Below are 24,293 nucleotides of genomic sequence, written 5' to 3'. Positions count from 1 at the left end.
ATGGTCCGGCTGCACCGCGGTCGTCATCATGTTTCCATTAATGCCCTGGGGTTAGGGTTTTCCAGTGCCGTCCGACTGCATAGAACCTATTCCTGACGGGCACTGAATCCTCTGAAAGTCCGCTCCTATACTGGCGTCTCACACTTCATGAGGAGACGCATCGATGTTGATGGACGGTAAGGATTCGATCTACAGCCCGACGCAGGACGGCCTGATTTTTCCGCAGGAGCAGGCGTTCTCCAGTTCCGCCGAAGAGCGCCGCTATCGCAAGGAACATCTCGCAGCTGCGTGCCGGATTTTCGCCCGTCATGGCTTCAGCTTCGGCTTTGGCGGCCACCTGACGGTGCGCGATCCCGAGCATCCCGAACTCTTCTGGACCAATCCGATGTGCGTGCCGTGGTCGCGCACGAAGACGTCGCAACTGGTACTCGTCGATCACTCGGGCACGGTGATCGAAGGCAAATACGCGGTAAATCGCGCGGGCTATGTGCTCCATTCGGCGATCCACGCGGAAAATCCGGAAATCATCGGCTCATGTCACGCGCATACCGTCAACGGCGATGCCTGGGCGGCAATGGGCAAGCCGCTCGATTACGTGACGCAGGACGCGTGCATGTTTTACGGCAGCCATACGGTAGTCCGCGACGGCGCAGGCAAGGTGCCGGTGGCGGATGAATCAGGCAATCCGATCGCGCGCGCCTTCAACGACCACAAGGCCATCATTCACCAGAACCACGGCCTGTTGACCGCGAGCCGTCACAGCATCGACGATGCCGTGTGGACCTTCATCGCGCTCGATCATTGCTGCAAGATGCAGTTGCTGATGGACGCGACCGAATCGCATCCGGTCGAGATCGATCCGAAGTTCGCGGAATATTCGCATCAGCATCTGGGCAATTCCTTCATCAGCTGGCTGCATTTCCAGACCATGCTGTACGAGATCAACGAAGAAGAGCCGGATTACCTCGACTGATACATCGACGTTCCCAATACGGCGGCGGCATGCGCGATATAGCAACACGCGCACGCCGCGTGAAAGCGCTCAAATATATCGATATCGGAGACATGCATGGAAGCGCTATATGGCGAAGAGGCCGTCAGACAGGCGGACACGAGCCGCACTTACTACCGAGCTTACTGGCGGCTCTTGCCGCTTTTGCTGATCTGTTATCTCGTCGCTTATCTCGATCGCGTGAACGTGGGCTTCGCGAAACTGCAGATGCTCGATGCGTTGCATTTCGATGACGCGATCTACGGCCTCGGCTCGGGCATTTTCTTCGCGGGGTATTTCTTCTTCGAGGTACCCAGCAATCTTGTCATGCGCAAGGTCGGCGCGCGTAAATGGATCGCGCGAATTATGTTGACGTGGGGCGTGATCTCGGCGGCGATGATCTTCGTGAAGACGCCCACGACGTTCTACATCGCGCGCTTTCTGCTCGGCGCCGCCGAGGCCGGCTTCGCGCCCGCGATCATGTATCTGCTCACGCTCTGGTTCCCGGCACGCTATCGCGGTCGCGCAATGTCCATCTATGTGATGGGCGCGCCGCTCGCGTTCGTCGTTGGCGGGCCAATCTCGGGCTACATTCTTCATGCGTTCACCAGCAACGAGCATCTCGCTGCATGGCAATGGCTCTTTCTGATCGAGGCGATACCGGCCGTCGTGCTCGCGTTCGTCGTGTTCGCCTTCCTCGACGACGATCCCGCACACTCGCGCTGGATCACCGAAGACGAGCGCGACAACGTGCTCGCCGAAATCCGCGCGGAGAACGCGAGCAAGATCGATCATTCGAGCGTGCGCGCGTTTCTCGCCAGCCGGAAGCTGTGGGAGTTCTGCGGAATCTACTTCTGCCTGATCATGGGCCTTTACGCGCTCGGCTTCTGGATGCCTTCGCTTATCAGGCGCAGCGGCGTGACCGATCCGTTCGTGATCGGCCTGTATTCGGCGGTGCCCAATATCTTCGCGGCCATCGCGCTCTACGTGTCGAACCGCAGCGCCGACCGCACCGGCGGGCGTCGCCTGCACTTCGCGCTGTTCATGCTGATTGGCGCAGTGGGACTCGCTACGAGCATGTGGCTCTCGGCGGGCCCGGTCGTGACGACGGCGTGCCTTTCGATCGCGGCGGCGGGCGTGTATTCGTGTATCGCGCTCTTCTGGGCGCTGCCGACGAGTCTTTTCGTCGGCGCATCTGTGGCGGCGGCGCTCGCGTTCATCAACTCCGTTGGGAACATCGCGGGCTTCGTGTCGCCATATCTCGTTGGCATGCTCAACGTGATGGTCGGGCACGCGGAAGTCGGCATGTACACGATTTCGGCATTTCTCGTTCTCGGCGCGGCTATGACCATGCGCCTTCCGAAGACACTCGACGACAAGTGACGCCCTCGCTCAGGCGGCCCACGGCGGCCGCTTGAGCCTTTCTGTAATGTAGTCGATAAGCACCCGCACACGCGGATGCAGCGACGAATCGCGGGGATACAGCGCATAGATCGCGGTGTCATCGCTCGCTTGGAAGTCGGTCAGGAGCGGTACGAGCATGTTGCTGCGAATCGACGGCAGCACCATATGCTCCGCCATGCGCGTGATGCCCACGCCCGCGAGACACATGTACACGGAGCTCACGCCGCTGCTCGTCTGGAAGTTGCCATTGACGAGCATAGATGTGCGCTCGCCGTCGATCACGAACGGCCAATGGTTCAGATGATCCATCGGCGGCTCCCACATGAGGCAGTTGTGATTGGCGAGATCGGCCGGCACCGAAGGCACGCCGTGTCGCGCGATATAGGAAGGCGACGCAGTCACCACGCGTTGTAGATGACACAGCTTGCGGCTGACGAGATTCGAATCCTGCAGGCTCCCCATGCGAATCGCAACATCGAATCCTTCGCCGATAAGATCCGCGAGCGTGTCCGACAGCGACAATCGCACGCGCAGACCGGGATAGCGTTCGAGAAATCCGGGAATGAGCGGCACGATCTGATCCATGCCAAACGAGGTCGCCACCGTTACTCGGATGCCGCCACTCATGTGCTGGCCCGCCCTCGCGAGTTGCGCTTCGGCGGTGTCGATGTCTTCAAGAATCCGTTTACACAGCGCGAGATACTGATGACCCTCCTGCGTGACCTGGAGACTGCGCGTCGAACGTCGGAGCAGCGCCACGCCGAGGCGTTTCTCCAGCGTCGATACGGCACGGCTGACATACGGCTGCTGGAGATCGAGCATGAGCGCCGCGGCGGTGAAACCGCCGGTCTCCGCGACGGTCTTGAAAATCCTCATTTCGACGAGGCGTTCGTCCTTCATGTTCGCAATGCGGCAGTAAACGGGAATGAAGCCAGCATGATAACGAAAGCTCGAAGGCTGTCCTACCGGGAATTGCACGGGTATGCGTTTTAGGGCCGTCGACCTCGAATGGCTGCATGACCAACCACGACTGCTTCGAGCGTCGCTTTGGCACCTCGAGGCTTCGTGCCGCGTGGAAAGTGCCGTCGCGTCTACGCGTGAACTGCGAGGCCAAGTCCGCCAGTGTAACTTCGACACTATGAAAAGGGGCGCTCAAACCGGTCGTAACTAACCGTGTTGAGTTGCGCCACTGCGCTGCCGACGCCGTTACCAGCGCGGGAAGCGCCCATCGCGAACTTAAACGTCAGCAGACCGCCGCGAGTAGGCAGTGATGCACGCGCTTGCGCCGAGATTAGTCCGAGCGACTAATCCGAACGTTCTACTTCGCGTCGAGATGAGCGAGGGGCAGGTTCGTCAAACAGTGGGTACCGGGACTGTCGACGGGTGCGACCGGCCACTAAGAATCAACCTGCCATCCAAACAACGCGGGGAACGCCACCGCGCACATGAAGAGGACCACACGATCTTGACAACACGGATCCGCAAAAAAAGGGCGCGACGTGCCGCTATATACATCGCGATCAGCTTATCGCGCCCATCGACCTCGCGCGACACAGCGCACGGTCGGCGCGTTGCAATGCTTCGTGCACGTCCGCTTCCCCGGCGCGACTTGTGAAAGACCGATGCTAACGGTCCATTCCCGGATGCCGTCTGGTAGCGACGGTATGCGTCGGGAATTCGCCGGGCGCAGGCCTCGACATACGGCGCGCGCGACGCGGGCAAAATCTCGAGGTGCCGGTAGATCGACAAACGTTGACGAGGCAGATAACTACAAACTGAGGTTCGACGGGTTTGCCGGCGAACCCATTCTTGTCCAATAAAAGCAACTAACCGTCTGAAGCCCTTTACTCTTACAACTCGCGTACATCCATACACAGGCCGCACCCAGAGCGGCAGCAGTGCGGTTCCAGTCGCTGGCAGCACAATGTGGAAAGCGTTAAAACGTCCAGCCCGACAACTAACAGAACAAACGACGCGAGGCAGTGGGGACGCTGGCGGGAGGGAAAATACCGGCGCTTTAATGATAGTCATCTTCCAACTGATGGCGAGTAGCCGGCACCGTGACCGTTTCGCTGTCCTCGATTTAGAATAGTGCGACATAGCCGCTGCGCCTGAACGGAATGATCAGTTCTCGAAGGAAGGGCGCGTCGGATCGTGCTTTGCGGCACGTAAACGGCGAACTCCGAAGCGTCGCGAAGCCGTCGCGAATTGCCTGAAGAGCCGCCTCGGCGAGGGTGAAATCGGTGGCGTCGCGCTGGAGAATGAAGTCTTAGAGTCGGTCGAGGTCGGCAGCGGCCTCGAGGGTAAACCGAACCGCGTAGGTCATCGCGTAGCTGTGCGCCGCGTCTTGGCTTTTGCCAGCCGGGCCTCGAGCGTAGCCAGGACGTCATCGGCCGACACATACTGACCGCTCTGTCTGGCACCGTCTCGCGAGGCGAGGCCGCGCGCAATAAAATCGCTCCGCGAACGCCGGCGCTCAATGTTCGCACGAATCGACTGCTCGACAAACGCCGACAGGCTCTCGCCGTCCGACAAAACGCTTTCAGCAGCTTCGCGCAATTCCGGCTCGACCCTTACCGCGGGGAAGGTAGCGGTTTTTATGAATTCACTCCTGCATCGCAATTGCGATACGTTTTGCCCTATTTCTGTTTCCCATGCAAACGTAACCAGTCCGTGCCGATGAAATGGGGGCGTCCCAGCCGACTCGGGTAGACGCAGATCAGGCATCGTTGCGGCCGCTGAACTGACTGGCAAACCGGTCGGCGCGAGCCCTGTTCAAACCCAAGGAATGCCCGAAAGACCTTATGTACCTCGCGCAAAATCCGACGACGTCAACTCGACGTTCGCCGATGGATGGGCGAGCGCTTTGCGTGCGGCGCGCGCGGCGATTCGCTGGTAGTCATCGCCAAAGCATTTAAGCGTGCGAGCGTCGCTTGCGCCCGGTTCAAGCCAGAAATACGCTTCGAGCGCCTCGAGGGTGACCACGCACTCGACTGAGTCGTTGCTCGTACGAGGTCGAACGCGATACCCCGGCGATTTGCGAGGATGCGGGGTGCTGCCGCTGCGGCTTCCATGACTAAGCTGTGACAATTAAGTTAGGCGAGAGCGCGAACGCTGGCCCGCGGAATAGAACGCGAGACCGATCCGTTGCTACCAATGGATACGGTGCTTGTCTTCCGTTTCCCGATGCCGCCGGTCATCGTCAATATGCAGGTACACGCTGGTCGTGGTCAGCGAAGCATGACCCAGATTGTCTCGTGGGCGTCTGAGGGTACGAATACCCCCAAGACGCGACGTTCGCGATCGTTGTTTAACAAGGTCGCTTTATGCGCGGATCGTGGGTTCGGCGCTGACCTAGCTTGCACCCGACACGGCCAGGGGCTACATCCCACCGTGCCGGAAACGGGTGATCCGGGCCAGTACCCAGTACGAAGTGGATAGTGTTGCGATTACGGCGCGTGGACATTGCACGCCACACGCGTTGAAGCGAACGCGGCATCGCTATTCTGCCTATACTGTGACATCCGATTGACCGTACCGGAACGTCGATGCCGCCCGACTTCGTACCCACCGTGTCGTATGCCCAGAACGCGGAAGACATCGTGCTCTTACGCGCGCTTGCGCATGTCGAGCGCGGCTTTTACGTCGATGTCGGCGCGTGGGATGCCACCGAGGACAGCGTTACACGCGCCTTCTACGAGCGCGGCTGGCGGGGCATCAACATCGAGCCGCAGCCTGGACGTATCGATGGCTTGCGCGCCGAACGTCCGCGCGACATCAATCTTGCGCTGGCGATTTCCGACCAGCCGGGCTACCTGTCGATCTGGGTGCCGCGCTATTCCGCGCTCGCCACGTGCCGGCGCGAGATGCTCGCGCCTCACATTCCGGATTACGGCGACGCGATTGAACACGTCGTCGAAGCGGTCCGTCTTGATGCCTTGCTGCGAGAGCATGCGCACGACCGCGAGATTCATTTCTTGAAGATCGATGTCGAAGGATACGAGAGTGCCGTCATCGAAAGCGCGAATTTCGACGAGCATCGTCCCGTGATATTGATCGTCGAAGCGACTTCGCCACATGACAACGCGCCGTGCTGGCATGGTTGGGAACCGCGCCTGCTCGCCAACGGCTATTGCTTCGCGCTGTTCGACGGTCTGAACCGATTCTACGTGCGCGAGGAATCGAAAGCGCTCTTGCCGACACTCGCTGTTCCCGCCAACTGTCTCGACGGTTTCGTCACGCGACGCGAAATGAGCCTGCGCCGTGAACTGCATGAAGCGCGCTCGCTGCTCGCGCGACACGGCGTTGACACATACGGCAACCACACTGGGGAGTTACGATGAATGCAGGCTTCGCACACGTCGGCGTCTCGACCCACGACATGGAAGCGACGATCGCTTTCTATTGCCAAGTGCTCGGCTGCCGGCGCGTCGGCGACGAGCGCATCGAGATCGGCAAGGGCGGCGTCATTAGACAGGTCAGCATCGATGTCGGCGACGGCCAGTACTTCGTGTTCATGGAGGCGAAGGGAGTGGACGGCATCCGCGGCGATTACGATACGAGCATCAATCGCTCACTCGGCGTACCGCCCGGGATGTATCACTATGCATTGCGCGTCGCGTCGATGAGCGAGCTCACAGCGACAGCCGAAGCCATCGCACGCCACGGCATCGACGTGTCGGAGGTGACCGATCTGGGCAACGCGAAGGCCGTTTTTCTGCAGGACCCAAACGGCCTGCAGCTCGAATTGTCCGTGAAGATCCGCGATTTCGACGAATCCGACATTGGCCGGATCACGAAGGCGGAAGTCGCCGACAGCGCCTAGATGGCGCGGTCTCACTCCGGCCGGAACATGGCCCGGCCGGCTGCGGCCGCGAAACGGCCAGCCTCGTACATATGCAGCCACGCGCCGGCGGTGATCGGAAACAGACGGCGGATCTCGCCTTCGGGCCAGATCGATTCGCGCGCCCGCGCGAATGGGCACGCCGCCTTTGTCGATGAAATCGCATCACCGAAATTCACGACATCCTCGAAACCAAAATCGACGCCGCGCCGAGTGACGCCCAGCAACACGAGATCATCCCGCGTGGGATAGACGATGCGTTTGCGCAGCGCACGCCATGCGCGCGTCGCGTGCGCTTCGATCGACGGCACGGAGGCGGGATTGAGCGTCGCGAGATAGTCGAACGCGCCCGCGCGCATCGCGTCGCACTGCGGCGACAGGCGACTCTGCCAGTTCGCCTGTTGCAGGTTCGACGTCACTTCGCCATCAGCGGCGCGGCCGAACGTGCGCACGCTCGGCAGTTCCGGCTCGAAGAAAGCCTCGATAAAAGGCCAATAGAGCCGCGACACGCTTCTGGGTTTCCACGGACTGTAGTCGTTTTCGTCACAGACAAGTCCTGCGGCGGCAGGCAGCGACAGGCCGGCGCGCCGCTTGTAGTTCGCGCGAAACAGCAGCACGGCATTCACCGTGCGATCCGGCAATCCGAGCGCGAGGAAATGCCCGATGGACCCGAACACACCGGTATCAATGACGTACAGCGTGCTCGCGCTACCGCATTGCGATGCGATATGCTCGCGCAGCAACGCGGCCTGCGATGCGATGGCATCGTGCGCTTCCCGGCCGTGCGCGTCAGCGGAAAACAAGCGAAGCAGGCGTTCGAGCGTATACGGCAGCGCCCAATCGCCGCGATCCGGCAAGGTCTTGCCCGACAGCACCGATGCTACCGCCGCGCAGCTTCGTCCGTCGAATTCCAGCGCGAAGAGGGGCGCGACGCCCTGCGGACACGCTTGCAGTCCCAGCCGCGACGCGGCGAGCCGCGACACCATCAGGTCCGCGCCATCCAGACGTGGCCGCTGGATGCGCTCGCCAAACTCGTCGAGCGCGCGCCGGATGATAAGTCCCCCGCGGGCACAGTACAGCACGCGCGACGCACCGTCGTGACTCACGGCATCGAGATGGATCGAGAGGACATGACAACACTCGGCAAGTATCGGACCCATGACGCCGAAGCCGAACGCATGGCGCTCTTTGGATGCAGCGCGCCGAACAGGTAATTCAGTCATCTTCCGTTCCTGAGCCGGACGACCTAAACTTGTTTGCTGTATCGTGCAACTGCGGGTCTCGTCGAGGAGAGCCGAAACATGCCGCGAGTGCCATTGGATTTTCAACTGTCCATCCTTGGACTGAGCGAAGTAAATCACGCCGCGACGAAGTCCGCCAGCCATGCCGTATCGCTTGTCGATCCCGGTACCCCACTGCCGCACGCCATCGCGTCGCTCGACGCCGGACGCCGGCTCTTGCTCGAAGTTCACGACGCGCTCGATTCTATCGATGGCCGGCGCGCGCCCGACCGTAAAGACGCGAACGCGCTGTGCCGATTCGCGGATACGCTGAATACCGAAAATCTATCCCATCTGCTGGTGCACTGTCACATGGGGCGATCGCGCTCGGCGGCGGCCGCCACGATCATCCTCGTCCGGCTGGGTTTTTCGCCCGACGACGCATTCGAACGCGTGCGGGCCGTTCGCGATCCGATCTGGCCGAACTGGACGCTGCTCGAACACGGCGACGACCTGCTCGATTGCAACGGCGCGTTGCTTCACGCGTGCCAGACTGTGTATCGGCGGGTGGAGCAGAAATTTGCGCGATGGGTGGATGATCCGCGTCCCGAGTCGCTCGAGGCCATGCCGTTGGGCGCGGTTCGTGCATGACGCCGGCATCGGAACTCGCGCTGGATCGCGAAGCGATCGCGCGGCTCGGCGAAGTGCAGGCACACGCACAACTGCAGGCGTTCGCGCGCAGCACGAAAATTCGCATCGATCGAAACGAATGGCGAATGCTGCTGTGCGGGACCGACCTCGCGCATCACGATGCCGACCCATATCTTCGCGAGAACGCCGACGCCTTGCCGGTTCCCGTTCGCCTCGAGGATCACGCCGAATTCCATTGCTCGCTGCCCGACTACGATCTTTGTCTGGAAGACAGTTGGTCCGGCTACTTCGTCGCGCGTCATGTGACGACGCACGCGTCGACGGAACCGCTTGTCTTCGTCCATCTCGACGATCACACCGACATGATGTCCACCCTGCTTACGCTAGCCCCGGATGGATTGCGCGATCCCTCATCCGGCGCGCGCTTCGATCCAGGACAGCCGGATGACTGGTCGTCCGCGATTCGAAGCGGGACGATCGGCATCGGCAGCTTCGTGACCGCGCTCTATTATCTGCGTCAGCCGGTGCATGTCGTACATCTCGATCACGTCACGCGCAGTCTCTACGAGCGGTATCCGGTAACGCGCCGCTCGTTCGCGTGTCCGCTCTTGCGGCATGCGCGCTTCGCCGCGATCCACAAGCGCACACGCGCGTCTTCCGACCAGTTGGGCACGTATGCCCACGGTTGCGACCCCGCGCGTCTGCTGCGCGCGATGCCTGCAGGTCGCCTGATCGTTCATATCGATTTGGACTACTTCATCAACGACTACAACGGCAATGCCGGCGCGACGCCCGCGTCGACAGTCGAGCAGATGCGCGCCCGCGCGGGCGAGTCGATGCAAACTTTCTTCGATGAAATCACGCGCACCGGCAGGACGGTTGAACGATGGATCATCGCGACATCGCCCGGCTTTTGCTCCGCGCGGCACTGGAATTGGTTACTTGATGAGATCAGGCGTCACATCGTTACAATGAAAGATCGCTTCAGCGATACTCCGTTTGCGAGCGATCAGTCGATTCGATGAAATCGAGCGCCGCATCCGTCAGCGCCTTGACGTGAATGATGCATTCGGTTGTCTCAGGCGCATCGCAATGACTGCCAGCGTGATCGAGCCACTGGATGAGTTCGAAACCGCCCGGACAGACGGCATAGTATTCGCAAGTCTGGGCGCACCGATGGTGGCTGCGCGCAAAGTCGCCGAGCATGGCGGTAAGCTTCTTCGATACAAGCATCTGCGCTAGCGCCGTGCGCTGAATGTTTCCAAGCGCAAGGCCGTTGCCGTCACCGTATCGATCCGCCTGGGTGGCGATGTCGAGCCCCGCATAAAATGTCGTGACGTTGCCCTTTGCATCCATGTTGAGCGAGCGCAGCGGCGCGCTCGTTTCGCTGATGAACGAGGGCGCATCGGCGCGGCCGACCGTCGCGATTCGTTCGAGCGTTTGCGACACGTTGCGAATCGGAAGCGCGCTGCCTTCGTGCCGCTTCTCATCCCACCAGTCGAATACACGCCGGTAGAAGCGCTGAAATGCGGCGCGATCCGTTTCAGCATACGTGAGATCGTCCATGCCAGCGACAGGACTAGCCAGCACGTTGAAGTGAAAGTCTGTCAGCGATGCGCGGCGCGCGTGAAAGAACTCGAGAAAGGACTGCGGATCCGCCATCGTCTTTCTCGTGACGACGGCGATGACGTTGTATCTGATGCCGCGTGCATCGAGCGCGTTCATGCCCCGCAACGTGCGCTCGAATGTGCTTTTTCCGCGTCGGTCGATCCGAAAGGCATCGTGCAGTTCCGGAGGTCCGTCGCAACTCACGCCGAGCCGAATGACGCGCGCATGCCGCTCGAAGAAATCGCACCACGCTTCGTCGATGAGCGTGCCGTTGGTCTGAATGTCGAACGACACGGAAACGTGCGGCGCGCGACGGGCGCACAGGTCCGTGATCGCGTCGATCATCCCGGCGTAGTAGGCGGGGAGCAAGGTCAGCGGTTCGCCGGAATGCCAGACGACGACGAAGTCCGGAGCGAGCAGGTCCGCGTCGATCAGTTCGCTGATGAGAGTCAGTGCAAGCTCAGGCGGCATGCGAGACTTCGTGCGCCGGCTTTCCTCGCTGAGATCGCAATACGTGCAATTGATGTTGCAAAACGACGTGCCTTGTAGCACAAGTTGCTCAACTGGTCTGAGGGCAAGCGTTCCGGAGAGCGGCATGATGGTGCCTGGCATCGATGAGGCGTTGATGACGACCACGGTGGATCGTCATGACTCGCAAGAAGACCGCGGGACTTCAACGGCGCATGGCCGATCCCCAACTCATCTGAACCTTCTTTCCCGCTTTTTCATTGCCGATGAGACTTGCTGCCCTAACGCTTCCTTTGCGCAACGACGTTGAAGCACGCACAAGACGCGTCGCAACCTGACTGTTCGTAATCATGACTCTCTCCATGTTGTCGAATCTGAAGAACACGTCGGACGAATAAGCCTCGCTTGACATTCCGCTAAGGCCGCGTCAACTCTTGCATACGTGTGTGAAAAACACAATAGGTTTTGAGTGCCGCAATGACAACAGTCGCATGTACGTTGCCGCACATTTCTTAGGGCATCCGCACGAACCACGAAGCGAGTGAATGAGCATGAGCGCTGCGCGACAGGGTCTCATGCGAGGAACACGGACGAGCCGAGGAGCAAGCGATGATCTACGATGCGCTGGACGAATCGGTCGCGCTGGACCGACGCGTGGATGTTGCGATCGTCGGCTCTGGGCCCGCGGGCATCACGTTCGCGCGCGCGCTCGGCCCGCATCTCGACGTGCTGCTGATCGAAGCCGGGGGCCATCACGCAAACGCGGCAACCGACGACAGCCTCTCGGGCGCGATCAGCGGTCTTCATTACTCGCTCGACGAAACGCGCGCGCGGCGATTCGGCGGTTCGACGGCGCTTTGGGCTGGCTACTGCGCGCTGTTCGATCCCATCGACTTCGACGCGCGCCCTTGGGTCGCGCACAGCGGCTGGCCGTTGGCCGCATCGGAAGTCACGACGCACTATGCGGCAGCGGCGAAACTCCTTCACGTGGACGACGCCTTGTTCGACGCCAGCGCCTTGGGCGAGACAGGCGCTCCATTCTTTTCGAACGACGAAGCGGCCGACTCTTGCGCGTCGCTTTGGCGTTTCGGCGAACCTAAGGCGGACTTTGCAACTGAGAATCGGCAGTTTTTGGAGCGCGCACAGTCGATTGATGTCCTGACAAACGCATGCGTAACGGAAATCATCGTTACCGACGACGGCAACGCGGTGTCCCGCTTGCACGTGCGCACGCTCGCAGGACGATGCGGCTCCGTGCGCGCGCGCTGCTTTTTGCTAGCGGCTGGCGGCATCGAAACGCCGCGCCTCATGCTGGCATCGCGCAATCAGTGCGTGCACGGCATCGGTAACGCCTACGGGCATGTCGGCCGATGGTTCATGGAGCACCCGCATGTGTCCATCGACGGCATCGAGATGGCGGCGAATACCGCGCTCGCGAAGTGGACCGGCATCGCGCAACACGCGGACGGACGGCATTTCACGTGCTGCGCGGGTCTGCGTCCCGACGCGCAGGCGCGGCTCGGCGTGCTGAATTTCAGGGCACATTTTTACCGGTCGCCTGCCATGACGGCAGACGCGCCGCCCCGCGTCGGGCTCTTCTTCGAGCAGGCGCCCAGCGCGGCCAGCCGTTTGACGCTGATGCACGAAACCGATGCGCTCGGCCTGCCGCGCGTGCGCCTGAACTGGAATGTATGCGAAACGGACCGGCGTTCGCATTGCCTCATCGGTGAAATGCTGGCGAAGCGTCTGCTCGATAACGGGACCGCCGTTCGCACCGGCCCGCGCGGACTATCCGGCGAGATCCTGTATTCCAATCATCAACTCGGCACGACGCGCATGTCGGTCTTGGCGCGCGATGGCGTCGTAGACGAAAACTGCGGCGTTCACGGCATCGACAATCTCTACATTGCCGGGGGAAGCGTATTTCCGACAGTCAGCTGGGCCAATCCGACGATGACCGTGCTCGCTCTGACGTTGCGCCTCGCGCAGCGGCTGGGGCGCGAGATCGCACCCCACATGGCTGCTTAAGCGGCCCCGCGCGGCACTATTGCGCCCGCTTGCGCACGATGAAATCGCCGATCACGAGCGTGTCGATTCCGCTCCGATAAAACGTCGCGATCGCGTGCTCCGGCGTATTCACGAGCGGCTCGTCGTCCAGATTGAACGATGTGTTCAGCACCGCAGGAAGCCCGGTAAGTTGCTCGAACCGATCGATGAGCCGATGGTAAAGCGCGTTGGCATGCGCGCTCACTGCCTGTGGCCGCGCCGAGCCGTCGACATGCACGACAGCCGGAAGGCGCGCCTTCCACGCGGCCTTGACTTGCGCCGCGACCAGCATGAATGGCGACGCATGCGGCGCGTCGAACACATCGTGAAAGCGCTCCGCTCGCACCGAAGGCGCGAGCGGCCGCCATGCCTCTCGCCGCTTGACGTGCGCGTTCACCCGATGCAGATTCGCGGCGACACCCGGATTCGCGAGAATGCTGCGATTGCCGAGGGCTCTCGGCCCGACTTCGGACGCGCCCTGAAACCAACCGACGACCTCGTCGCGAGCAAGCGCCTGTGCGGCCGCCTCCACCGAATCGCAACGATCGTACGGCGCCTTGGCGAAATCGAGCGCGGCCCGCACTTGTGCGGGCGTAAAGGCCGGTCCCCAGTAAGCGTGATGAAACGTGAATTCGGGCCAGTGGCCCGTGACATCGCGATGCGCGAGAATCGCCGCGCCGAGCGCGGTGCCGCCGTCGTGGCTCGCGGGCTGAATGAACAGCGTATCGACGAAGCCTTGCTGCGCGAGTCGGCCGTTTCCCGAGCAGTTCAACGCGACGCCGCCCGCCAACGCGAAGTTGCCGCAATGCGTTTTATCGCAGAGAAAGCGCGCGATATCCACGATCGACGATTCGTAATAACTTTGCAGCGTGGCCGCTAGATCGCGATGCCAGTCTTCGATTGCGTCATTCTGACGACGCCGCGCGATACGTTCGCGCAAAAAAGCTTCGTATCGTCTGATATCGGGTAGACCGAACGGCGGCTCGCAAAAATCGGGCAGCAGATCGCGATTGACGCTGCCATACGAGGCCAGTCCCATCGTCTTGCCTTCGCCCGAGTGACAGCGAAATCCCAGGTATTCAGTCACGAGCTCGTAGAACATGCCCCAGCTTTTATACGTATCGATTTCCGCGAAAACTCGAATCGGACTGTCCCGGTCGTACCATCCCAGAGAGCCGCTCGCGTGACCACCCCAGCCATCAAGCGTTATGACGTTCGTGCGATCCATGCCCGATGGAATCGCGGCGCTCGTAGCATGACAGAGATGATGGTCGTAGTATCGGCGTTCGCCGTAGGTGTCGAGATGCGTATCGCCGTAAATCAGCGCGAGGCTCGTGAAGAAGTCGAACCGGTCCGCTTCCGCGAGCGTGCCGTCGATGTAGCTTCGCGCGTCGGCGGCACGCGCGTGCTGCGCATTAGGCTTGTCGAAGCCGATCGCGGTGATGTCGATATCGTCCGGTTCGAGACCTGCTTTTTCCAAACAGTACGCAATGGCCCGGGTCGGATGGGCATGCGGTGCATGCTTGAGACGCGTAAAGCGTTCTTCCTCTGCGAACGCCACCAGTTGCCCGTCAGAAATGAGGCACGCCGCCGGGTTCCGGGAAATCGGATGAGTCACGCCGAGGATGTGCACGGTGCGATTTCCTATGATGAAACGTATCGAGTGGCGTTTTGCGTCGTTCAGCCTAAAAGCGCGAACGCGGCGGAGTATGCGAACGCGGCAGTCAGTGTAACTGAGTAATTTCTGCAGCGTGAAGCAAAACGTTGCGTGCATCTTCGACAGCGTCTCATGCTTTCTCCGTGACGAAGCGTGCGATCGATGCTAAAACAAGAGGTGACGCTAACGCCGTGTGAACAGCAGCGCAGCGATCCACCAGCGATCATTCAGGGTATTGAACCATGAGCCCACTGCATGCGGTTGTGTCGAGTTCGAATGCTCGTACAGCGGATTTCGTGCGTTGGTGCGTGACTCAGATCGGGCGGGCGCGGCCGTCGATCAATCTGGGCATGGCGACGCTCGAGGCATCGCGTGGTACGCCCGACGACGCGAAAGGCATGCCGTTGTCATGCGCGAGCTTCGTGGTCATGCTCACGCAGTCGAACGAGACCGCGGACCCGCACTGGATCGCTGCGTGGCAACGCGCGCTCGACTCGCGTGCGCCGATCACCGTGGTGCTTGGCACGTCGGGACTGGCACTTCCGCCGGAATTGAAGCCTTACACGATGTTCGATCTTTCTTCACGCGATGCTTCTTTGCTCAATGCGCTGGCGCGCCACCTTGACTCGAAGCTGGCGATTTCCGGTTTGCCGACAGGCGCGAGAGCGCAGGCAGCCGACGATAACAACGCACGCTATGGTTGGTTCCGCGTGCCGAGCTACTTCGAGGATCGCACGCGGGAACGAAAGAAGATCGCCGACTTTATCATTGATGAATGGACGTTCCTCATCGCCGTGTACGGCCGCCACGGCGTGGGCAAGCGCACGCTTGTCGCGCGTGCGCTTCAGGAGACGGCGTGCGGCAAAGACGTTTCCCGCCCGATCTACATCGACGCTGCGCAGTCCCCGTCGACCGTCTTTACCGACATTCTGCAAAAGCTAACCGACACGCTCGACGACGAGGCGAAGCAAAGGGTCGAGAAGACACGAGAAATCCCTCAAATTTCCGTCGAGCGAACCTTGGAAGAAATCGCACGACATATTGGTGGGAAGCCGCGTCTCGTGGTGATCGAAAGGCTCGACGAGATCGTCGAGCGAACATCGAACACGGTCGATCATCACATGGCGCAGTTCCTCAGGTACATCGCGTCTGGGACGTGGCATCCGTTCAAGGTAGTATTGACGACAAGTGTCGTGCCCCACGAGTTTCGGACCTTGAATCTACCGCACTTTCGCCCGGTTCCGCTGGACCACGGGTTGCCTTCACCGGACGTGCGCAAAGTTTTGGACGCCCTTGACAACGACGGGTGCCTAGGGCTGAAACACTCGTCCGATGTGTTGCTCGCACGCGTTCTTTCGGTGACGCATGGCTACCCGCTCGCCATCGAGCGGTTCGTCACGATCCTCATGAACGATCCGGCCACGCGGCCAGATAGCCTGATTGACCGCATCGAACGCGCCATTGCCAGTGCGGAAGAGCGCATGCCCGACTATGACGATTTCATTAGCGCATTGGTTGGCGCGGCGTTTAAACGGTGCTCGAAGGACGAGCAGACAGTGACGCAGGCGCTGGCCGTGTACGAGACTCCCGTACCGAAGGAGGCCGTGCTTTTTCTGTTGGAGAAATGGGGTCCCGAAATCGAGCTGCAAAGCGTGATCAGACAGCTTCTGTTATCGCATCTTGTCTCTCAAGATGGCGACAAGCTGACTCTCCACCGCGTTGATCGCGAATATGCATTGAGCAAGCTTGCCGAACGCCATCGTGTGGCTTTACGCCGCAGAGCCGCCGCCTGGTTTCGCCGGTTGGAGTTGCCCGCGCGCGCCTGGCACACCGAGACCGATCTCAATCCGCACTTCGCACAGTTCAATATATTTCTGCGCACCCGGGACTATGCGCATGCACTGCACATACTCGATTCGATTGCGCCCTTCCTAAACAGGCGCGGATATTTCGTGCGCCTCGCTGAGCTATCGAGAGCGCTAAGGAAGGAGGAGGTGAGCAACGCGATCGCTTGCAAGGCCTTGTCGTACGAGGCCGATGCACACTGGTACATGGGCGATGTCAAGAAAGCGCTGGGGCTGCAGGAACAGGCCGATGCGCTGCTGTTCAGATCGAACGCGAGCGAGGAAGACCGGCTCGATTCAAAGATTCGGCTGATTCGCTTCGGCTTCTATCTTCGCTCCACCGATAAGACGCTGGATGCCGCGCGCGACTGTGTGCAGGCCATCTTGCGCGCCGGTCACGACGATCCGCGCCGGGGCGCCTTCGCATGGCGGAACATGCTGGTGTGCGAGTTCGAGCTGGGTCATCTCACCGAAGCGCTCGCATGTTGCGAAAGCGAGCATGCATGCGCGAAAGCTTCGGGTGATGCGGAGCTTCTTCAGAACAGTCTCGTCGACGCGTCGGTCGTTCATGCGGAGATGGGCGAGTTGAAGGTGGCCGAAGAACTGCTCAGGCAGGCGCTGTCGATATCCGACGAGAGTCAAAGCCCTCGAGCCGAGGCACTTGTATCGTGCGAGCTTGCGTCGTGCCTCGCATCCCTCGGCAAACTCGAAGAAGCGGCCAGATTCGCATGCAAGGCGCGCGAGCTCAATCAAAGGATCGAGGCGCACGCGGGAGCCGCGCTTTGCATGCGCACTCATGCCGCAATCCTTCTCGATCAGGGGCGAATCCAGGAAGCCGAGTCGAGCGCCGACCAAGCCTGCACCGAGATCAAAGCTTTCGACTATCACGCATCGCGCTATGTGTGCATGCGCGCGGAGATCGAACTTGCACGTCGTCCTCGCAGCACGGTGGCGCGGGAGATGCTGCGTCGGCTCGATACGGAAGGGCGAAATGAGTGGACCTTCAATACGTTTCTGGGCATCGTGTCGGTCGGAAATAAATCCATTGACGGCGTCGAAGACAGTGCCAAAGAGGCTTTCGAGCAGGCACTTAAGCGCGCGGACCGGTATCTCAAACACTGCAATCAAAATGTCTCCGCGCTGGGCGAGCGTGCGCTCGCCTTGGCTGGACTGGCTGTCTGCGGGGATAAGTCGAAAATGCCGCTGGCCGTCCAAGCCTACAAAGTCGCATTCGAACGTGCATCCAGCAACTGCATGCGCAAGCGCCTGATACGTCGCTTCAATGCATTGGTAAGAGCCGATGCCGGCGAAATCGGCCTCGATTTGATGGACATGATCTTCGAGCAAGAAAGCCCAAAGGTCTTCATTTCTTATTCATGGGACGAGGAGGGCAACGCCCTCGTTGACAAGATTGAACAGGACATGCCATTAGATCTTCATTTGATCCGCGATCGCAACAGAATGCGAGTGGGCGATTCCATCGACAGATTCATGCAACAGATTGGCAAGGCCAGACTTACGATCGTCGTGATCAGCGACGCCTCTCTGCGCTCGGAGTACTGCATGACCGAGCTGCTTTACATGTGGGAGGGAAGCAAGCGAGATTGTGTTCGTTTCACGAATCGCATGGTACTGCTTGTTGTCCCGCGGCTCGAGATTTCGAGCGACGAGGAGAGGCGGGTATACAGCAAGATTTGGGCAGACAAGTACAAAGATGCATTGAACCATGCTCGGGGCAACGAAGACGCGGACGTGGTCGCGACCCAAAGAAAACTAAAGGATCTGGCAGAAAACACCGTCAGCATGCTCAAGTGCATCGCTGATACGCTCATGGCCGATTCCACTAAGACGACGATCGAAGCTGTCATCAGTCGTCTGCTCGATTCGCGTTGACTGTGCCGCGCGCAGCTCACTCTTCTTATGGAGGCGGTTCATTGTCGCGCGAGATCGGCGAGACAGTTACGTCGTGACCGTCTTCGTGATCATCATCGGAATGCGCACGATTTACACCTGGTACTTGCGATTCGGCGGAGTGAACGATGCGGGGTCGCGATGCAATTCCGATGCGTCGGCCTGTTACGTTCAAGCTTTTGACCAGCACAAGGCAACGAGCAAGCTGAAAGTCATCGTCGGGTTGTTCAACGAGCGTCACCTCGCTGGACTGATGGTGGAGCGCGGTCTATCGCCGGTTCACACGACGATCATGCGTTGGGTGAAGCGCTACACGCCGGAGTACGTCAAACGCTGGAATTGGTTGCCCATCCAGAAAGGGGCGCAATTCTGGAAGGCAAGTGCCTAGAAGTGCGTTGTCGACCAGTCGCAGTGAGTTACGATGGAAATACGCCTGATTCAAATCGACTTCGCTTACTTTGGATTAATAGTCGACCGGTGGTGGCCGAAAACAAGAAACGCGGAACGGCCTCATTTGCCTCGGTTAAACAATACTGCTGCTTGAACTCTTCGGGCGTCAGGTATGCCAGACTTGAATGCGGCCGAGCCGCATTGTAGTGACGCCGCCACTGTTCGATCAGGACCTTTGCTTCAACGCGAACCCGAAACCACTCGAGACTCAGACACTCATCGCGGAATTTACCATTGAAGCTTGCGTCCGCGCCGTTCTGCCACGGCTTGCCTGGATCGCGCAGTGCCGTTTCCATGCCGTTTTCCGCAGCCCGTTTCAGGATGGCCGTTGATACGAATTCCGGGCCGTTGTCCGAACGCAGGTAGCGTGGCGCGCCACGACTGCTGACCAGTTGAGACAGGACTACGATGACACGCTTTGACCGGATCAATTCCGCAACGCCAATCGTCAGGCATTCACGTCAAAAAGATCTGGATGCGACGGTAGCCGTAACGTGGATATTGCGCCGACAGGATGCTCATTGCTGCAAGCACTGGTGCATCCCTTTCGGCAAGCCTCGATTCGTAATGCAACGCTGATATTGCAACTGACATCAGCGCGCACGCACGTCGCTGCGACACGCCCCGCGCTCTCGCGTAGGCGACCTGCTGGCGACGCGCGGGCGCGCTCACCACTTTTTTCCGTTGATCTCCCGCATCACATCCGGCTCCAGATCCCGCTCCGTCACTATCTTCTTCAATCTTGCGTTTTCCTGCTCCAGCTGCCTGAGCCGCTTTACGTCGGCTGCCTCCAGAGCGCCGAAGTGCTGACACCAGTTATGGATTGGCCGTTCGCTGATCCCATGCTTCTTCGAAACCTCAGCGACTGGGACCTTGTCTGCCTCACGCAGGATCGTGACCATCTGCTCATCGGTGAACCGGCTCTTCTTCATGGCTTCCTCCGTTGGAAGCCATTCTCTCAAGTTCCAGCTGGTCCGAAAATCACCGGGCAGGTCACTCACGTCCGCGCTTGACTCGCTAATCCACCCACTCGGGATTCAAAAGAGGCTGAAAAAGTCACGCTGACCGTAGGTTTGCTTTCTGGCGTGCACATCGAACCTTACAAACGGCCTGCCGCTGAGCTTCGCATGGCCTAATATCAAGCGAGCCGCCACGCGTTGACGCGGTCCCGATTGCGAAGAGCGTGGCGGATTTTACGTCGTTGTCAGCATCGACGAAGGCTTCGTAGCGATACGTAGAAAGTTCTCTCAGTTGCTCGACGACCGAGAGCCAGCGGACATGGTGTTGCTGTACTACTCAGGACATGGAATCGTCGCGAAGGGAAACAGTTTTTTCTCGCTACGACGGCGACGAACTGTCTCATGCCTCGCGCTGAGAGTCTGTCAGCCTCAGAGATTCGACAAATGATGGAGGAGTCCCGCGCAGGAAGAGTGGTGGCAGTGCTCGATTGCTGTCACAGCGCGACTTTTACGGAAGGGAATAAAGCGAGCATAGCGAACGCTTAAGCGGTTAGCGACCGGACGTTTAACCCCGGGGAGGGGGCCGAAGGGCACTATGTGCTGACAGCGACGAACGCCATTCAATATGCGCTGGACGCACAAATACCGATAGTGAGAAGGTACCCGCCTGTCCAAGCCTTTCACATTTTACCTCGTGGCTTGTTGACGGACTCGGCCGTGGAAAAGCCGCGCCGGACAAGCCGCATATTACCCTTGATGATCTATATAGGTATCTATGCCGGCGCGCACGTGAGGCCGGTAGCTCAATGACGCCACGGCGCTACGTGAAACGAAATTCCGGGGATATGGTGATTGTCCGGAACCCGACGGCCGAGCAACCCTGCATTTCGAGTGCCCTTTTGGAGAGATTCGACAGCGCTGACTGGAGTGTCCGTCGCGAAGCAGTGACGGCCCTCAGAAAACTCGTCTCAAAGTGGCCGCAACTGCGTAACGAAGCGCGGATATTGCTCCGCGATCGGATCAGCGGAGAGCGTGATCGCGACGGATATGAAGCTATGGTGGCAGCGTTAGCGGAAGGGCCAAGCCATGCGACCGTGCTAGACGCCGTCGATATGAGCGGACGGCCGGGAATTGTAAGCGATGGCGTGGTCCCGGCTAAGGCAGAAGGCGAAACTGCCAACAGGAGAGTCGAAGCGGCGGGCGTCGTCGCGCCTAAAAGCGCGGCCGACAACAGGCTTGGTCGCAGTATGCATGTAGGGTTAGAAGCGGAGGACACGTACGAAGCGGCTCCAGCGCGTCCACGCCGGGTATTAGGTCTCTTCGTCCGCAGCGAAAAGGCGGCCGATTGGCTCCGGGACCGTGAAGGACTGAGGAATGGGCGGCGACAATGTTCTCGTCCGATGTAGCGACATTCATCTTGGCCGGTAGTGAGGAGTCTGAGGCGGCGTAGCCGCCGTAGATTACGAGCTGCCGGCGGCGCCGGGTCGGCGAGGTCTAGGATGGCTGACTGAATCTAAAAAGAGGCGGTCAGCCCATGTCTGGAACCCGCATCACCGACCAACAGGTCCGCCTCTACATGAACCATCGCAAACATCATCCACAGAAGCTCGCTGCGGCGAAGTCGGGCATGAGCGAGCGCACTGCGCGACGCGTCGAGCGAGAAGAAGGGCTTCCTTCGCAACAGCCCCGGCGCTACTGGCGTTCGCGCCCCGATCCGTTTGCCGATGTCTGGGAGAGCGAAGTGGTCCCCTTGCTACGCGCTGCGCCAAGGCTGAAGGCGATCACCCTGCTGCGCAAATTGCAGGAAGACCACCCCGAACGCTTTCCTGACAGCATGCGGCGTACGTTTGAGCGGCATGTCCGCCAGTGGCGCGCGCTCGAAGGGCCGTACCAGGAAGTGTTCTTCCCTCAAACATATCAGCCGGGCGCGCGAGGCCTATCGGACTTCACGCACATGGACAAGCTTGGCGTGACGATCGGCGGCGTCCTGTTTAATCACCTGCTTTATCACTTCGTGCTGGCGTTCTCGCGCTGGGAGTACGCCAGCGTGGTCGATGGCGGGGAGAGCTTCTTGGCTCTCGCGATCGGTTTGCAGAACGCGCTGTGGCAGGCGGGCGGTTGCCCACGAGAACATCGCACCGACAGCCTGTCGGCAGCCTTCAGAAACCTGCAGGATCGATCAGGCCCTGGAGTTGCGCGGTCACCGCGATTTCGCGGACCGAGCCGCGTACGACGAGTTCGTGCGCGGGGTGGTGATGCGCCGCAACCGGCGCAATGCTGCAGCGTTCCAGATCGAGCGCGAACACTTGCTGGATCTGCCTGAGCACCGTACCATCGACTTCGAGGAGGAAGAGGCGCGCGTGACCCGCTGCGGCACGTTCACCGTGCGTTGCGTCCTCTACAGCGCCCCGTCGCGGCTGATTGGTCATCGCCTGAAGGTACGCGTCTATAGCGACCGGCTCGATTGCTATCTGTCCGGAGCACTCGTACACACCATGGCCAGAGCCACGCACACGAGCAAACGGCGCGGTCGCGGCATCGACTACCGGCACTTCATCGATTCGCTTAAACGCAAGCCGCAGGCCTTCAGGGGCCTCGCGTTCCGTGACGATCTGTTTCCGCGTGAAGCCTACCGCCGGACCTGGGAGCGACTCGAGGCGGCGCTGACGCCGCGCAGCGCATGCAAGACCATGGTGGGCCTGCTTGAGCTGGCAGGAAACCACGGCGTCGAGGCGCAACTGGCCGAAAGGCCCGATGCATTGCTCGAACTCGGTGAACTGCCCGATCTGAACGCGCTGTTCGATGAGTTCGCGCCGCGCCAGGCCGAGTGTCCGGTGGTTGTCGTCGAGATGTCGAGCGCCGCGCTTTACGACACGTTGCTCGATGAGGAGGTGCTCGCATGAACGCCGCCTACGACGCTGGCCGTATCGCGCTGATGCTCAACGAATTGCGGCTGCCCACGATCGGCCGGTTGTGGCTGGACTTCGCTGAACGCTCGGACAAGGAAAGTTGACAGGCGTCCCGGTTACTCGGTGCATTGCTCGAACATGAACTCGCCGAGCGGGCCAAACGAAGAATCGAGCGTCATCGTACCGAGTCACATCTGGATCCGACCAAGACGCTCGCCGCCTTCGACTTCGGCGTTGTGCCCATGATCTCAAAGCCGCATGTGATGGCGCTGGCCACCGGCGATTCGTGGCTTGAGAAAGGCGCCACGATTCTCCTGTTCGGTCCGCCTGGCGGCGGCAAAAGTCATTTGGGGTCCGCCATCGGCCATGCGCTAATCGACGCCGGCTATCGCGTATTGTTCACGCGCACCGGCGAAATCGTGCAGAAGCTCCAGGTCGCGCGCCAGAGTCTGCAGCTGCCCTCGGCGCTCGCGAAGCTTGACCGGTTCGACCTGATCATCCTCGATGATCTGTCGTATGTGAGGAAAGACCAGGCTGAAACCAGCGTGCTGTTCGAGTTGATCGCCGAGAGGTATGAGCGCAAAAGTCTTCTGATAACGGCCAACCAACCGTTCTCCGGCTGGAACAACGTCTTCCCGGATCCCGGCATGACAGTGGCCGCCATCGATCGGCTCGTGCATCACTCGACGATCTTCGAACTGAACGTTGAAAGCTATCGGCGCCGCAAAGCTCGCGACAACCAAAAGGAGCGGCGCCCGTCAATTACCCGCAGACAACCCGAACGGAGCGACAACCATGACACCCTGACACAGCGACAATCACCTCGGCCGACCGGCCAAGATGAATGTCGGTAAGCCGGACGTCCTGCTTGACGCTGTTCAGTGGGATGTTCTTCGACGGTCGCGGTACGGTGAGACCACTCTTAGGAGTGGTGTCTGATCGGCACATGCTCCGTGCGACGGTCCTTCGCCTCTGGAAGAGCGCGCGCCTACTCAAGTCTTCACGTGTTCTCAGAAGATTCAGTCCCGCACGGAAAAACGTGGTTCTGCGTGCAAGAAGGGCAGAGTCCGCCAAGACATCGCCCGGTCTTGAAATCGAACATTCCTCGGGAACAGTCACGCAACGTGACGAGCTCACCAAAGTGAGCCGCTCGAATGCATCGTCCGATCGACGTCGGCGCGATGTTTGAAGATTGCGCTCGTCTTCTCCGTGCAGCGCCGCTAGCACAGAACTTCAGTTCCCGGCGACAAGACCAGCTAGCGAATGGCTGTTGGATTTCGGATGATGCGCGGGCACCGGGGAGGCGGCCGTTCGGTCAGTGAGCCCGATCTC

At 60.3% G+C, this 24,293-nt stretch carries 14 protein-coding genes and 5 pseudogenes; 12 read left to right on the top strand and 7 right to left on the bottom strand.

The annotated features are described in order from the left end of the window. The first annotated feature begins 163 nt into the window (after positions 1 to 163). Both QCE48_RS17565 and QCE48_RS17560 read left to right on the top strand, forming a co-directional pair. Positions 164 to 973: a class II aldolase/adducin family protein gene (locus QCE48_RS17565; protein WP_309784714.1), complete on the top strand. Its 810-nt coding sequence runs from the start codon at positions 164 to 166 to the stop codon at positions 971 to 973. 96 nt (positions 974 to 1,069) lie between these two features. Then, positions 1,070 to 2,374 (top strand): MFS transporter, encoded by a 1,305-nt coding sequence (locus QCE48_RS17560; protein WP_309784712.1) that lies wholly within the window; start codon positions 1,070 to 1,072, stop codon positions 2,372 to 2,374. Between the two features lie 9 nt (positions 2,375 to 2,383). Here the strand turns inward: QCE48_RS17560 and QCE48_RS17555 are convergent, their stop codons facing one another. Together QCE48_RS17555 and QCE48_RS17545 are read right to left on the bottom strand one after the other, a co-directional pair. Next, on the bottom strand, positions 2,384 to 3,295 hold the full coding sequence (locus QCE48_RS17555; RefSeq protein WP_309784710.1) for a LysR family transcriptional regulator: 912 nt from the start codon (positions 3,293 to 3,295) through the stop codon (positions 2,384 to 2,386). Between the two features lie 1,422 nt (positions 3,296 to 4,717). Next, the gene (locus tag QCE48_RS17545; RefSeq protein WP_404982629.1) at positions 4,718 to 5,017 is read right to left on the bottom strand and encodes a YlcI/YnfO family protein; all 300 of its coding nucleotides are present in this window, start codon (positions 5,015 to 5,017) and stop codon (positions 4,718 to 4,720) included. A 926-nt stretch (positions 5,018 to 5,943) separates the two neighbouring features. Here QCE48_RS17545 and QCE48_RS17540 point away from each other — a divergent pair. Further along, positions 5,944 to 6,738 carry an FkbM family methyltransferase gene (locus tag QCE48_RS17540; RefSeq protein WP_309784709.1) on the top strand — a complete coding sequence of 265 codons (795 nt, stop codon included), beginning with the start codon at positions 5,944 to 5,946 and terminating at the stop codon, positions 6,736 to 6,738. After that, positions 6,735 to 7,220, top strand: a complete 486-nt coding sequence (locus QCE48_RS17535) for a VOC family protein (protein WP_309784707.1) — start codon at positions 6,735 to 6,737, stop codon at positions 7,218 to 7,220. The genes QCE48_RS17540 and QCE48_RS17535 overlap by 4 nt, the downstream gene beginning before the upstream one ends. 11 nt (positions 7,221 to 7,231) lie before the next feature. Here QCE48_RS17535 and QCE48_RS17530 read toward each other — a convergent pair whose 3' ends face one another. After that, positions 7,232 to 8,461, bottom strand: a complete 1,230-nt coding sequence (locus QCE48_RS17530) for a hypothetical protein (protein ID WP_309784705.1) — start codon at positions 8,459 to 8,461, stop codon at positions 7,232 to 7,234. 33 nt (positions 8,462 to 8,494) lie between these two features. Between QCE48_RS17530 and QCE48_RS17525 the strand changes: the two genes are divergently transcribed. Continuing rightward, positions 8,495 to 9,109, top strand: a complete 615-nt coding sequence (locus QCE48_RS17525) for a hypothetical protein (protein ID WP_309794253.1) — start codon at positions 8,495 to 8,497, stop codon at positions 9,107 to 9,109. Continuing rightward, a complete protein-coding gene (locus tag QCE48_RS17520) occupies positions 9,106 to 10,134 on the top strand; it encodes a hypothetical protein (protein ID WP_309784703.1) in 1,029 nt (342 codons plus the stop codon). The genes QCE48_RS17525 and QCE48_RS17520 overlap by 4 nt, the downstream gene beginning before the upstream one ends. On the opposite strand, the gene QCE48_RS17515 is transcribed toward QCE48_RS17520, so the two are convergent. Then, positions 10,094 to 11,314, bottom strand: coding sequence for a radical SAM protein (locus tag QCE48_RS17515; RefSeq protein ID WP_309785078.1), 1,221 nt, complete (start codon positions 11,312 to 11,314; stop codon positions 10,094 to 10,096). The genes QCE48_RS17520 and QCE48_RS17515 overlap by 41 nt on opposite strands. Before the next feature lie 76 nt (positions 11,315 to 11,390). Next, positions 11,391 to 11,537, bottom strand: coding sequence for a hypothetical protein (locus tag QCE48_RS17510; RefSeq protein ID WP_309784702.1), 147 nt, complete (start codon positions 11,535 to 11,537; stop codon positions 11,391 to 11,393). 257 nt (positions 11,538 to 11,794) lie between these two features. On the opposite strand from QCE48_RS17510, the gene QCE48_RS17505 reads away from it, so the two are divergent. Continuing rightward, entirely contained in the window at positions 11,795 to 13,213 is a 1,419-nt protein-coding gene (locus tag QCE48_RS17505) for a GMC family oxidoreductase (protein WP_309784701.1), read from the top strand. A gap of 16 nt (positions 13,214 to 13,229) precedes the next feature. On the opposite strand, the gene QCE48_RS17500 is transcribed toward QCE48_RS17505, so the two are convergent. Further along, on the bottom strand, positions 13,230 to 15,005 hold the full coding sequence (locus QCE48_RS17500) for a carbamoyltransferase C-terminal domain-containing protein (protein ID WP_309784700.1): 1,776 nt from the start codon (positions 15,003 to 15,005) through the stop codon (positions 13,230 to 13,232). 125 nt (positions 15,006 to 15,130) lie between these two features. Here QCE48_RS17500 and QCE48_RS17495 point away from each other — a divergent pair, with 125 nt between their 5' ends. Both QCE48_RS17495 and QCE48_RS31950 read left to right on the top strand, forming a co-directional pair. Beyond that, the gene (locus QCE48_RS17495; protein WP_309784699.1) at positions 15,131 to 18,625 is read left to right on the top strand and encodes a TIR domain-containing protein; all 3,495 of its coding nucleotides are present in this window, start codon (positions 15,131 to 15,133) and stop codon (positions 18,623 to 18,625) included. Between the two features lie 253 nt (positions 18,626 to 18,878). Continuing rightward, positions 18,879 to 18,977, top strand: a pseudogene (locus tag QCE48_RS31950) (IS6 family transposase); the annotation flags it as partial. A 169-nt stretch (positions 18,978 to 19,146) separates the two neighbouring features. Here QCE48_RS31950 and QCE48_RS17485 read toward each other — a convergent pair. Next, positions 19,147 to 20,025, bottom strand: a pseudogene (locus QCE48_RS17485) (integrase core domain-containing protein); the annotation flags it as partial. A 268-nt stretch (positions 20,026 to 20,293) separates the two neighbouring features. On the opposite strand from QCE48_RS17485, the pseudogene QCE48_RS31945 reads away from it, so the two are divergent. The 3 pseudogenes from QCE48_RS31945 to istB all read left to right on the top strand — a co-directional run. Continuing rightward, a pseudogene (locus tag QCE48_RS31945) lies at positions 20,294 to 20,500 on the top strand (hypothetical protein); the annotation flags it as partial. A gap of 1,128 nt (positions 20,501 to 21,628) precedes the next feature. Further along, a pseudogene (locus tag QCE48_RS17480) lies at positions 21,629 to 22,955 on the top strand (Mu transposase domain-containing protein). Next, a pseudogene (gene istB, locus QCE48_RS17475) lies at positions 22,952 to 23,768 on the top strand (IS21-like element helper ATPase IstB). Before QCE48_RS17480 ends, istB begins: the two co-directional pseudogenes overlap by 4 nt. Positions 23,769 to 24,293 lie beyond the last annotated feature (525 nt).

It is taken from the genome of Caballeronia sp. LZ024 (assembly GCF_031451455.1).
Taxonomy (GTDB): domain Bacteria; phylum Pseudomonadota; class Gammaproteobacteria; order Burkholderiales; family Burkholderiaceae; genus Caballeronia; species Caballeronia telluris.
This window is presented reverse-complemented; position numbering and strand designations above follow the sequence as displayed.

What these genes read in the sequence shown, in the direction of transcription:
- QCE48_RS17565 (WP_309784714.1), top strand. Translation starts at nt 164, where the DNA reads ATGTTGATGGACGGTAAGGATTCGATCTACAGCCCGACGCAGGACGGC.
- QCE48_RS17560 (WP_309784712.1), top strand. Translation starts at nt 1,070, where the DNA reads ATGGAAGCGCTATATGGCGAAGAGGCCGTCAGACAGGCGGACACGAGC.
- QCE48_RS17555 (WP_309784710.1), bottom strand. Translation starts at nt 3,295, where the DNA reads ATGAAGGACGAACGCCTCGTCGAAATGAGGATTTTCAAGACCGTCGCG.
- QCE48_RS17540 (WP_309784709.1), top strand. Translation starts at nt 5,944, where the DNA reads ATGCCGCCCGACTTCGTACCCACCGTGTCGTATGCCCAGAACGCGGAA.
- QCE48_RS17535 (WP_309784707.1), top strand. Translation starts at nt 6,735, where the DNA reads ATGAATGCAGGCTTCGCACACGTCGGCGTCTCGACCCACGACATGGAA.
- QCE48_RS17530 (WP_309784705.1), bottom strand. Translation starts at nt 8,461, where the DNA reads ATGACTGAATTACCTGTTCGGCGCGCTGCATCCAAAGAGCGCCATGCG.
- QCE48_RS17520 (WP_309784703.1), top strand. Translation starts at nt 9,106, where the DNA reads ATGACGCCGGCATCGGAACTCGCGCTGGATCGCGAAGCGATCGCGCGG.
- QCE48_RS17515 (WP_309785078.1), bottom strand. Translation starts at nt 11,314, where the DNA reads ATGCCGCTCTCCGGAACGCTTGCCCTCAGACCAGTTGAGCAACTTGTG.
- QCE48_RS17510 (WP_309784702.1), bottom strand. Translation starts at nt 11,537, where the DNA reads ATGATTACGAACAGTCAGGTTGCGACGCGTCTTGTGCGTGCTTCAACG.
- QCE48_RS17505 (WP_309784701.1), top strand. Translation starts at nt 11,795, where the DNA reads ATGATCTACGATGCGCTGGACGAATCGGTCGCGCTGGACCGACGCGTG.
- QCE48_RS17500 (WP_309784700.1), bottom strand. Translation starts at nt 15,005, where the DNA reads ATGCACGCAACGTTTTGCTTCACGCTGCAGAAATTACTCAGTTACACT.
- QCE48_RS17495 (WP_309784699.1), top strand. Translation starts at nt 15,131, where the DNA reads ATGAGCCCACTGCATGCGGTTGTGTCGAGTTCGAATGCTCGTACAGCG.